8 protein-coding genes are annotated in these 12,053 nt (G+C 34.3%); 1 reads left to right on the top strand and 7 read right to left on the bottom strand.

Annotated elements, in window-relative coordinates:
* Positions 1–7: 7 nt before the first annotated feature.
* Positions 8–1,438 (bottom strand): glycogen synthase GlgA, encoded by a 1,431-nt coding sequence (glgA, locus tag BN2665_RS06885; protein WP_055666395.1) that lies wholly within the window; start codon positions 1,436–1,438, stop codon positions 8–10.
* A 117-nt stretch (positions 1,439–1,555) separates the two neighbouring features.
* A complete protein-coding gene (gene glgB, locus BN2665_RS06880; RefSeq protein WP_082435829.1) occupies positions 1,556–3,595 on the bottom strand; it encodes a 1,4-alpha-glucan branching protein GlgB in 2,040 nt (679 codons plus the stop codon).
* 799 nt (positions 3,596–4,394) lie between these two features.
* On the opposite strand from glgB, the gene BN2665_RS06875 reads away from it, so the two are divergent.
* Positions 4,395–5,843 carry an IS200/IS605 family accessory protein TnpB-related protein gene (locus BN2665_RS06875; protein ID WP_242865905.1) on the top strand — a complete coding sequence of 483 codons (1,449 nt, stop codon included), beginning with the start codon at positions 4,395–4,397 and terminating at the stop codon, positions 5,841–5,843.
* Between the two features lie 487 nt (positions 5,844–6,330).
* Here BN2665_RS06875 and BN2665_RS06870 read toward each other — a convergent pair whose 3' ends face one another.
* The 5 genes from BN2665_RS06870 to BN2665_RS06850 all read right to left on the bottom strand — a co-directional run bounded on the left by BN2665_RS06870 (position 6,331) and on the right by BN2665_RS06850 (position 12,025).
* Positions 6,331–6,654, bottom strand: a complete 324-nt coding sequence (locus BN2665_RS06870) for a recombinase family protein (protein ID WP_019226923.1) — start codon at positions 6,652–6,654, stop codon at positions 6,331–6,333.
* Positions 6,654–8,261 (bottom strand): recombinase family protein, encoded by a 1,608-nt coding sequence (locus tag BN2665_RS06865; RefSeq protein ID WP_055666354.1) that lies wholly within the window; start codon positions 8,259–8,261, stop codon positions 6,654–6,656. Before BN2665_RS06865 ends, BN2665_RS06870 begins: the two co-directional genes overlap by 1 nt.
* Positions 8,227–9,963, bottom strand: a complete 1,737-nt coding sequence (locus BN2665_RS06860; protein ID WP_055666353.1) for a recombinase family protein — start codon at positions 9,961–9,963, stop codon at positions 8,227–8,229. The genes BN2665_RS06865 and BN2665_RS06860 overlap by 35 nt, the downstream gene beginning before the upstream one ends.
* Positions 9,964–9,965: 2 nt before the next feature.
* Positions 9,966–11,636 (bottom strand): recombinase family protein, encoded by a 1,671-nt coding sequence (locus tag BN2665_RS06855; protein ID WP_055666352.1) that lies wholly within the window; start codon positions 11,634–11,636, stop codon positions 9,966–9,968.
* A 149-nt stretch (positions 11,637–11,785) separates the two neighbouring features.
* The gene (locus BN2665_RS06850) at positions 11,786–12,025 is read right to left on the bottom strand and encodes a DUF6870 family protein (RefSeq protein WP_035269449.1); all 240 of its coding nucleotides are present in this window, start codon (positions 12,023–12,025) and stop codon (positions 11,786–11,788) included.
* Between the last annotated feature and the right edge of the window lie 28 nt (positions 12,026–12,053).

Raw genomic sequence — 12,053 nt, 5'->3', positions numbered from 1 at the left:
TAATCTCTCACTTCTTCAATGCACTATATAGTTCTTTATAGCTATTAGCTGATTTTTCCCAGCTGTTATCGGAAGTCATAGCTTGAAGAATCAGACTGTTCCATACTTCTTTATCTCTATAGTAGTTTAATGCCATTTGCAATACACTTAGAAACTCATCTCCATTGTAGTTTGAAAAACTAAAGCCATTTCCTGCCCCTGTGTAGTGATTATAAGGCCTTACTGTATCCTTTAATCCTCCAGTTTCCCTGACTAAAGGTATGGCTCCATATCTTAAGGCTATTAACTGTCCTAAGCCGCAAGGTTCGAATAAGGAAGGCATTAAAAATATATCTGAGGCTGCATATATCTTATGAGCTAAACTATCATCAAATTTTATATTGGCAGATATCTTATTTCTATGCCTTGCTTCTAAATATTTAAAATATTCTTCATAAGCCCTATCTCCTGTGCCCAATATAACTATTTGCACATCCTGCTGCAAAACTCTATCAATAATATAGGTGATCAGATCCATACCCTTTTGACTAGTTAATCTTGATACTAACCCTATCATCGGGGTATCAGCCTTTATAGGAAGTCCTAAATCCTTCTGAAGACTTGTTTTATTTTCTTTTTTATCATCTATGCTATCTGATCCATAGTTCTTGTAAATAAGTTCATCCTTTTCTGGATCATAAGCCTTATAGTCTATCCCATTTATTATGCCTACTAAATCCTGATTTCTGCTTCTTAATAATCCCTCTAGCTTTTCTCCATATTGCGATGTTTGAATCTCAAGAGCATAAGTATTGCTTACTGTGCTTACCTTATCAGAAAAACTTATGCCCCCCTTCATAAAGCTAGCTGCTCCATAAAGCTCTAAGGCCCCATTTCTGTAATTTTCATCGCTTAACCCAAAAAGATCTTCCAATACTTCAGGATTGTAGTTTCCTTGAAATAACATATTATGAATACTATATATAGTTTTTATATTATGATAAAAAGGGTCCTGTTGATATTGCAATTTATATAAAACAGGAATCATAGCGGTTTGCCAATCGTTGCAGTGGATGATGTCCGGCTTCCAGTCTATTTCTTTAAGCATATTCAATACCGCTCTATCAAAATAGGCAAACCTTTCTCCATCATCAAAATGACCATATAATGCATCCCTTAAAAAATACTGCTCATTATCTATAAAATAATATTTAACTCCCTCTATCTCATAATCAAATATCCCACAATATTGATTTCTCCAACCCACAGGTACCATAAACCACTTTATAAAATTCAATTTATCTCTAAACTCAGGCTTTATATTTTTGTACTTTGGTATGACCACCCTCACATCTAAGCCCATCTTATTTAAATACTTAGGAAGCGCCCCAGCTACATCCCCTAGTCCTCCTGTTTTTATAAAAGGATCTGACTCCGAGGCTACAAAAAGAACTTTGATCATTTACATTCCCTCCCCTTTTTTCAATGCACAATGCACAATTCACAATTAAGGATATTTTTCACTTCGTGAAAAAAATCTTCCTCAATTGTGCATTGTGAATTGTGAATTAAATTTCTAAACCTCTTCTTGTAAAATACTCTTCACCTTTAGTATAGTAATGGCCATAGGCGGTACCTTTATGGTTAGGGTATATTTTTGATTGTGGCAAGGCTCCTCTTTTGAAAATAAGGCTTCGTCCATGATTTGGTTTGAGCCTCCGAATTCTTCACTGTCAGAGTTAAATATCTCTTCATAATCTCCTAAATAAGGAACCCCTATGTTAAAATCATAGTAGACCACTGGAGTGAAGTTACAAACCACTACTAGTGTTTCCTCAGGTTTTTCCGTGTTTCTTGTAAACACTAATATGCTCTGCTGGGCGTTGTCTGCGTCAATCCACTGAAAACCCTTTTGATTATAGTCTAGCTCCCATAAAGCCTTCTCCTCTTTATAAAGGTAATTTAAAGCCTTAAAGAAATGCTGTGTTTTCCTATGCATATCAAATTGCTCTATGAGCTTCCATTCTAGCTCCTCATAGTGCCTCCACTCTATGAATTGAGCAAATTCATTTCCCATAAAGAGAGTTTTCTTGCCAGGGTGGGCGAACATATAGCCTGCAAAGGCTCTTAATCCTGCGAACTTATTCCAATAATCCCCCCACATCTTATCCACTAGGGATTTCTTTCCGTGAACCACTTCATCATGAGAAATAGGTAATATAAAGTTTTCTGAATGATTGTACATCATGGAGAAGGTTATTTGGTTATGATGGTTCTTTCTATATATTGGATCTAGCTGCACATACTTAAGCATGTCATTCATCCAGCCCATATTCCATTTAAAATTAAAGCCTAAGCCTCCTATATCCGTGGGTTTTGTAACCATAGGCCAAGAAGTGGACTCCTCAGCAATGATTAAAATATTAGAGAACTCTTTAAAAATGGCACTGTTTAGCTCCCTTAAAAATCCTATGGCCTCTATGTTTTCATTGCTGCCATATTTATTAGCTCTCCACTCACCTTGTTTTCTGCCATAGTCTAAATAAAGCATATTAGCTACGGCATCTACTCTTAATCCATCTATATGAAATTCTCTAAGCCAGTATAGTGCGTTAGAGATTAAAAAGCTCCTTATCTCTGGTCTTCCTAAATCAAAGTTCGCTGCTCCCCAGCCTCTATTTTCTGCTTTAGTTTCATCTTCGTATTCATAGGTTGGTGTACCATCAAATCTATATAAGCCATGCTCATCCTTGCAAAAATGTCCTGGCACCCAATCTAAAATCACACCTAAGCCTTCCTTATGGCAGCAATCTACTAAGTACTTAAAATCCTGTGGTGTTCCAAACCTGCTGGTCACGGCATAATAACCCGTAACCTGATATCCCCAAGAGTCATCTAAAGGATGCTCCATGATAGGCATGAGCTCAATATGGGTGTAGCCCATATCCTTAGCATATTTAGGCAGCAGTTCTGCTAACTCTCTATAGGTTAAAAACTCTCCCTCTTTATTTCTTCTCCAGGAACCTAAATGCACTTCATATATATTTACAGGACTCTTATATATATTTGTTGATTTTCTCTTCTCTATCCATTCTTCATCGCTAAAAGTATAGTTGATATCCTTCACGATTTTAGAGGCATTATTAGGTCTTTTCTCAGAAAAGAAACCATAGGGATCAGATTTTAGTACTACTTTATCATCATTTAAGGTTATGGCTAATTTATATAGTTCTCCCTCTTTTATGCCAGGTACAAATAAGCTCCAAAGCCCATTATCATTTACTTGCTCTAAGTCGTAGCCCTCATCTAAGCTCCAATCATTAAAGCTTCCCACTATTTTTATGTTCTTTGCCTTTGGAGCCCAGATAGTGAACCTTACACCGTTCCTTCGACCTTCCTTTTTGTAGTGAGCTCCCATAAATTTGTAGCATTCATAATGCTTTCCTTCATGAAATAAATAAATATCGTAATCTGTTAAAGGTGGATTTTTCTTAGCTTGAGGAGAAACATTCTTCTTAGTTGAAGAGAGCGCTTCTTTATCCTCTGCAGCTTTGCTTCTATTTCTTCTTTTTACAGGCTCTTCAACTATTTTTTCTTCAGTGGATTTTAATTGCATATCATCACTAATCTTTTCATCAGTTTTTCTTCTTCTGGAAGTGCTTTTAGCTTTTATGTTTTTCTCATCCTTTTCTGATGATATAGATACATCCTTAGCTATATCCTCCATATTTGCAATTTCCTTTTTCAAATCCTTCACCTCAATCTCAATTAATGATTATAAAACTTCCAAATTCTTTAAATTAAACGTCCCTTTATTTATAAGAATGACTTACAATATATAAGGAAATAAGTTAATATTACAGCAAAATCAAGTTTCCTCTGACACTAAGAGAAAAGCCCATAAGCACTCTCTAAAAATTCTTGATTTTTTAGACTATTCTTTCTCTATACTATTCTACATTTTTTAATTTCAACCTTCTGAAAAATATGTCACATCTCTAGTTTTTACAAAATCATAATATATTACAATGAAATTGTTTTCGCTACATTCTTGCAATGGTATACATTTGTGATTTATTACAATTTCTGCAGTAAACTTTTGTGCAAATATCTATATATTAAATTTACTTTCTAAAGTTGCTAGTTTTGTTACAAAATTAGGATTAGAAACATATGGTTGTAAAATTGTAAATTATATGGTAATATATTCACGCAAACAGCTGTTTCATAATATTATAGACATTATATTTGGCTGGATTACTAATAGAATTACGTTACTAATTTCTATATTAAAAGGAGGTAACAACAGTTGTTAAAAATAATGACAAATGGTAACATTTAGTAACAAATAACATTAAGAATATAGATTAGCAAGATTTGGGTATAATTATCTTAAAGACTTATCATGAAAGAAGATGAGAATAGTGAAGATAACCATGAAAGCAATATTAATAAATGAAACTGATGAGCAAAAACAAATTATAAATAATTTAATGGTAGTATTTTGCACAGCTATAAGATATTCATTTAAGAGATTATTAGAAAATATAAAAATAAGTGACTTAGAGAAAGCTGTTTATAAAAAATATAATCTAAATATACGTCAAGCAAAAGATGCAGTAGAATCAGCAAGACAAACTATTCTCTCTCAAAAAGAATTAGTTAAAATGAATTATGAAAATTATTGTAATAAAATTAAAGCTATTGAAAAGATATTAAATAGCAAAAAGAAAATATCAGATAAAAAAAGAAATGCTTTAATAAGTAAATTAGATAAAAGACAAAGAAAAGCTAATTATTTTAAGAATTTCATTGATACAAATACCATTCCTTCAGTAACTTTTGGAACTAAAGAAATATTTATAAAAAGGTGTAAAGGCTTAATTTCCAAAGAAGAATGGAATAGTTGTAGAAATAACAGAATCTATAGTCGTGGAGATAAAACTAAAAGTGGTAATCCTAATTTAAGAGTTATTATAAAAAATGGTATGAGCTATTTAGAAATATCAACTCTTGAAAAAACATCTACAAACAGAGCTATTAAAATTCAAGTGCCAATATATTTACCGCAAAAGTTATCAAGAAAAACTGGTAAAGTTAATGGTACTAATTACAGAGAGTTATTCTTAAATCATTTAATAACTGGTGAAGCTTATCAAGTTGAATTGTTAAAAAGAGATGGTAAATATTATTGTCATATAACCTTTGAATTACCAAAAACAGAAGTAGTTTATACAGGACATAATAGAGTTATAGGAATAGATACAAACCCAGATGGATTTGCATTAACCATGATAGATAATAAAGGAAACTATAAATGGCATACTTATTTAAAGCAACATGAATTATTATATGCTAGAACCAATAGGCGTGAAAATTTATGTGGAGAACTTGCAAAACAAGTTATATTAATAGCGAAAACATACCAATGTGGTATTGCCATTGAGGATTTAAAATTTAAAAATGACAAAGATGTTCATAGTAAATTTGCTAGAGTTAAACATCAGTTTATATACTCTAAATTATTAACCATGCTCTATAGTGCTTGTGTAAAAGAGGGTATAGAAACACTTAAAGTTAAACCTCAGTTTACAAGCAAAATAGGATTATATAAATATTGTCATCAATATGGCATGGGTGTTCACAATGGTGCCGCAATGGTTATAGCTAGAAGAAGTTATAAACTTAAAGAAAGAGTTCCTAAAATTTTAAAGGATAAATTAGTAAATGATTTATATAAATTTAATAAGAAAAATGAATGGTCAAAATGGAATGAAATAAATAAAAATATAAAAGGAAAGGTAGGTGAAAATCCTGATTTATGGTTAGTAAATAGGAAGAAAATACTTGGATTAGTAAGTTAATAATAACTTTAATATAGATTTAAACTGCCAAAGTACACTTAGTTGAAAGGCTTTGGTGGATAATTAACATTAGGGGCTGAGTAACACTCGCAATTCTGTTGTACTTTATAAATGTCTAAAATTATAAAGGCTATATAGAATTTTAGTATTATGGTACTAACCTAAGTAGTTGAATCCTGTGATACTACCGCCTTATTTAGCCAATAAGGTGAAAAATCATGCAAAAATGGTTAATATTACTGTTTGTTATGATTTTAAAAATCAGGTTGGAGAATGAAACGAGCTACTTCCATTTTGGGAATTATATTTAGTTTATCTTTAATTGTTTTAATGACTGGATGTAATTCATCAGCCTGTGTCAAGTAAAAACTAAAAAATTTTTAAATTTTTCACATAAAAAAATAGAACCGAGCGATTTCTTCAACGAAACCACCCGGTTTAAGATTATTAAGAATCATCCGTCCTTTGCTTTGGTTTATTGATATTTCTATAATTCATCTGCCGTAAGCAATTCAATACCTTGCTCCTTCCAATCTCTTAAAAGAGAAAGAACATCAAAAACATTTCTGCCAATCCTGCTCATATCTTTTACAATAACGGTATCAATCGCATTTACAGATATGGCATTCTCAATTTCCTTGAGTCCTTTCCTATTGAGATTCAGCCCACTGCCAATATCTCTTGAATATCCAACTATGCTAAAACAATGTTGCTCGGCCAATTTCTTTAACGATCTTTCTTGCCCAATCAGATAAACATCATTTAAATTTTCAGCATTAGCAATCCTGCTGTAGATCCATACTCTCTTCATTATAACATCTCCATTATTTTTTCATAATCATCGGCAAAGTTCCAGACAATCTCAATCTGATTTTCACCGAACACATATATTGAATCAACGAGTTCATTCACTAAATCCCTGCTTAGTTCTTTGATTTCCTGTTTGCTTTTGAAGTGTTCGACAAATTGGTTTTCCGACTCCTTATTCTTTAGTTTTTGAATTTCGTAATCGGCTTCCAGTTTACTAATCTGTGAGGATGTTTGTTCAATCTCTTGATTGTACATTCCCCTCTGCTTCAGATAGTCATCTTTACCGATCTTCCCATCTGAATATTTCTCATATTCCTCAATTCTCAAAGCATTTAGCCTTTCAAGATATTGCTGAGCTTTCCTTAAGGATTGTAATAATTCAGCCACTTCACTTTCTGATTTTTCTTTTGCCTTAAGTACAAGCTTTTCTGCTTTGTTGGCTATTTGAGCCTGTTGCCGTATTGCTTCCAATAGCACTTCCAGAATCATTGGCTCCTTAGTTCTTCCATGAAAGCATAGGCTGTTTTCGTCATAATAGTTGCTCTTACAAATATAATAAGGCACCTTTGTGTGAGAGCGTTGAAGGTTTTTCTTACAAATACCGCATTTAACTTTGCCGTAAAGAACTCTGGTATTATCAATCTTATACTCCTTACGCTTGGATATTTGACGGATCGCCTTTTGAGCTTCCAAATACAATTCCTCGCTTATAATAGCTTCATGAGTATTGGGAACCACAATCCATTGCTCTCTCGGAACAGCGACCGTACTCATGCTATTTACGTCAGGCTTTTCCCTCTTATGGTTGATTGTCTTTCCTGTGTAAGTTTCATCTTTAAGGATTTTTAAGACAGCCATAGTTTGCCAAACCAAATCTCCTTTGGCTTTTCTCCACTTTTTGTTATTATGATTTTTTTGGTAGTGCCTTGCAGGTGAAGGTACTCCATCTGCATTGAGTATTTTGGCGATCGCACTTGTATTGTTCCCCTCGGCTGCCAATTGAAAGATTCGCTTAACAACAACTGCAGCTTCCTCATCAACAACAATTGCATTTTTCTTATCCTTCGCTTTGAGATACCCAAATGGAGCGAAAGAACCAATATACTCGCCCTTTTTCATTTTGGCTGTTTTAGCTGTCTTTACTTTCTTTGATAGGTCTTTACTGTAAAGGTCGTAGATAAGGTTCTTCAACCCAATATCAAGGCCTGCCGTTATACCATTATCTTTTGCACTGTCATATCCGTCATTTACAGATATAAATCGAACTCCTAAAAACGGAAATACTTGCTCCAGATAATCCCCTAACTCCAAGTAGTTTCTGCCAAATCGTGAAAAATCTTTTACCACAATACAGTTAATTTCTCCTTGCCTTACTTTGGTTAACAACTGCTGTACTGCCGGACGTTCAAAATTCGTACCGCTGTAGCCGTCATCGCAAAACTCCAAGATGTTTGAATCTGCCAAATCAGGATGGCGACTTATAAAATCCATCAACAGATCACGCTGATTACTAACGCTGTTGCTTTCAATTTTTGCATCATTTTTTGAAATGTCCGCATCCTCATTGGAAAGCCTAATGTACATAGCTACTGAGACATTCTTGTTCATCAGGCTTCACCTCATCTTCTATAGTGTTAAGATAATCAAGTAATTCCTCATATTCGTCTTTAAACTTAAAATTGATCTGTATACTCCTATCGGCATACAGTTCCACAGTTTCTATGAGGGCTGCAACCATTTCTTTAGTTAATTCTTTTTCATCTCGGAATGCTCTAAAAGAAGATAACCACTGGTTTTCATAGGAATATGTTTGATCATACTTCTTCTGTTGTAACAACAATTCATTTAGTCTGTCTTTTAATGCAACTTCATCTTTCTCATACTTGATTTTTGCATATAGATACTCCTGTTCAGTAAGCAGTTGTTCAATATAATCATCATAAAGAGAACTTCGCAAGGAAGTCAGCCTTTCAATTTGTGCTTTAACCTTTCTGATTTCATTAGCCAAGTTGTCTTTCCTATTCTCATAACTCGCATCGGAATTTACTTTTCTCAGAATATCATCCACCGATGCAACCATATCTATTTGACTGCGAATAGCAGCATATACTGCTTTAATCATATCAGTTTCTACTATATGCTTTCTCGTGCATTTATAACCACTATTTGTTTCGTAAGTAGTGCATGAAAAATAATAATAAAGCTCATCATTTTTAATCCTTCTCCTGCGAACAAGTTTACATTTGCAATCTCCGCAAATAGCAATATCCTTAAAAATATTCTCAGTATTTTCAAAATGCTTGTTTTGCTCTAAGCGTTCAGTAAATTCTTTATATACTTCCAATCGTCTGGCATGGACAATATCAAAAGTTTCTTGATCGATAATCTGTTCATGGTCGTTTTCAATAATTGTCCATTCATCTCTTGGCACTCTTGATTTTCGCTTGCCTTCATAAAGGGATGCCTGAATTTTGCCATATATCTTGTGTCCTAAATATACTTCATTCTCTGTTATAGCTTTAATTGCCTGACGCTGCCAGATATTGTTATTATAACGGGCATTTTTCCACTCGCCCTTTAAATGTTTGTACTTGCTTGGAGAAGGTATTCCCATATCATTTAAGCGACGAGCTATTGCAGTATCGCTCAGCCCTTCTTCTACTTTCCACTGGTAGATTTGCCGAACGACTAAAGCAGCTTCCTCGTCAACTACAAGTTTATAAGTGCCGTCATCCGGCCTGCTGTATCCATAAGGCACGTGTGCACCTAAAAATTCACCCTTCGACTGTCTTTCTCTGAAGGTAGAGATGATTTTCTTGGATATGTCCTTTGTATAAACATCATTCAAAAGATTTTTCAAAGAAATAATCAAGCCTTCATTACTGTTTTCAGGGTTAAAGCTGTCATAATTATCATTGATAGATATAAAACGGACTCCAAGAAACGGAAAAATCTTTTCAAGATAGTTTCCGGTTTCAAGATAATCTCTGCCAAAGCGCGAGAGGTCTTTTACCACAATGCAGTTCACTCTGCCTGCTTTAACATCGTCCATAAGCCTGTTAAATTCAGGACGGTCAAAATTCGTTCCTTTTTCTCCGTTGTCCGTATATATTGAGTAAATCTGCAAAAATGGCCTTTCCTCAACGAATTGTTTCAACAAATATGTCTGATTTTCAATGGAATCACTATCTTTTCTGTCACGCACATCCTCAATAGAAAGACGGACATACAGTCCTGTTTTAAAAACCTTCTCCTGTGTTACCGTTTCTTTTTGTGCGATCACAGACTGTCTTCTGCTTTTTCTTGCCATGATTAAATCGCCTCCTTAAACGCAACACTCGCATCAAAGGAGTCTGATTTGCTGGCGCTTTCTATAAAACGAATAGCACTTTCATATTCCGCTTGATGTTTAAAATGAATATCGATTTTCCCATTTTCATATACATATATTTTCTCCATCAATGACACAACTACTTTTCGTGTAAGCTGCTCAATGTTTTGGTACTGCTTAAAATTCTCAATCCATAAGTTAGTTGGCGTCTTATTGTTTATAATATCTTCAATCTCTTGTTTACGCTTTAGTATAAGCTTTTCTGCCTTTTGAATTTTAGCATTATATCTGCTGACATGGTTTCGGTATTCTTCTTTGGTGATTACTTTATCTACAAAGTGTTCGTATGATGTCAGCTTATACTTTTGAATCTTTTCTATTTCCTCTTGTGCCTTGACAATTTGAGCATCCAATTTCAATATTTCTTCTTGCTTGTAAGGTAGTGTATCGATATATGTTAGAATACGTTCAATATCAAGAATACTGCGTATATGTACATTTAAAGCCGCCAAAACAGCTTCTTCAAATGCCTTTTCACTGATATTATGGGTAGTGCAACTATTTTTATCATTTCGGTTGGTAGAACAAGTGTAGTAGTAATATTTTTTCCCATTAGCAGGAACCGTCTTGCGGATCATATTTTCTTTACAATCTCCGCAGGCAATAATACCTGAAAAAAGATATACGGTTTCCTCAGCAGGGGCAATCCGAGTGTCATGGAGCAATAAACCATTTACTGTGGTAAATAGCTCTTTTGATATTATAGGCTCATGTGCATTTTCCACTCGCACCCACTCTTCTTTAGGACGTTCAACTCTCGTTTTTATTTTGTAATTCGGAGTGGTTCTTTTTCCCTGCTCCAACACACCGATATACAATTCATTTGTTAAGATTCGTCTGACTGCAACGGCAGACCAGAGAGCCTGCTGTTTTACTTTAAAGGTTGTTTTGTACCTTTCTCCCAATGAGCGTTTATATTCCATAGGGGACAGGATACCCATTTCATTTAGTCGGTTGGCTATACCCTGCTGGCTCATCCCTTCAAGTTTCCACTTGAAAATGTCACGGACAACTTGAGCTGCATATTCGTCTATTTCCAGCTTATTCTTATTATTCTCAGCTTTCTTATAGCCATAAGCAGCAAAAGAGCCAATAAAATCACCCTTTTTACGTTTGATTTCAAGTTGGCTCCTTATTTTAATTGAGGAATCTCTGCAATATGAGTCGTTTATTAGATTTTTAAATGGAATCATGATGTTATCGGTAATATTTGAACCTTCCGCACTATCATAATTATCATTGATCGCAATGAAACGCACACCAAGAAAAGGAAATATCTTTTGAATATATTTCCCTGACTCAATATAGTTTCTGCCAAAACGTGAAAGGTCTTTTACGACAACACAGTTTACCTTCCCTGCCTTAATCTCTTCCATCATTTCTAAAAAGGCAGGCCGATTAAAGTCAACGCCACTATATCCATCATCTACGTGCACAGAAGCAATTTGGATTTCTGACTTTGACCTTAAATATTCACGAATTAGTTCCTTTTGGTTTGAAATGCTGTCACTTTCTTCTTTATCTCCATCATCTCTTGAGAGTCTTACATAAATAGCAGCATTATAGGTTTTGTTATCTTTTAAAAATTCCATGAGTAAAGCCTCCTGTTTGTTTAAAGTATTAGCAAAACTTTAAACACATTAGGCTTCACTGATTATAGTCCAATAAAAGCTTAGCATAAAATTAACTGCGCGTCCAGATTTCCGAAGCGCCAATTTGTAAAGTTTTGCCTTCTACTGTTCTATAAGCTTCTAAAGTAATTCTCCAACCTGTCTTCTAATGTTGCTGTTGTATCGGCGAAACTCATCTTAACCACAACCTTGCCACATCTGAAGCAGTAAGGATTTTTCACTTGTCTGATAAAATCTTTCTTTCGTTCTTCCACCGGTAAATCCGTATTGACTTTGACTGTTTTAATATCTACTAAGGTGGATGGATCAACTGTACGTATATCTATATTTTTCATGTCCGTTATGGTCATGGCTGTATTCATGAAACCGCTCCTTTCA

This window comes from Desnuesiella massiliensis (genome assembly GCF_001403615.1).
GTDB classification, from domain to species: domain Bacteria; phylum Bacillota; class Clostridia; order Clostridiales; family Clostridiaceae; genus Desnuesiella; species Desnuesiella massiliensis.
The sequence above is the reverse complement of the archived record's forward strand: the minus strand, read 5'-3'. Positions and strand labels throughout refer to the sequence as shown.

Coding starts and splice junctions, on each gene's coding strand:
- BN2665_RS06875 (WP_242865905.1), top strand. CDS start 4,395: ATGAGAATAGTGAAGATAACCATGAAAGCAATATTAATAAATGAAACT.
- BN2665_RS06870 (WP_019226923.1), bottom strand. CDS start 6,654: ATGAAGAGAGTATGGATCTACAGCAGGATTGCTAATGCTGAAAATTTA.
- BN2665_RS06860 (WP_055666353.1), bottom strand. CDS start 9,963: ATGGCAAGAAAAAGCAGAAGACAGTCTGTGATCGCACAAAAAGAAACG.
- BN2665_RS06850 (WP_035269449.1), bottom strand. CDS start 12,025: ATGACCATAACGGACATGAAAAATATAGATATACGTACAGTTGATCCA.
- BN2665_RS06855 (WP_055666352.1), bottom strand. CDS start 11,636: ATGGAATTTTTAAAAGATAACAAAACCTATAATGCTGCTATTTATGTA.
- glgB (WP_082435829.1), bottom strand. CDS start 3,595: ATGCAATTAAAATCCACTGAAGAAAAAATAGTTGAAGAGCCTGTAAAA.
- BN2665_RS06865 (WP_055666354.1), bottom strand. CDS start 8,261: ATGAACAAGAATGTCTCAGTAGCTATGTACATTAGGCTTTCCAATGAG.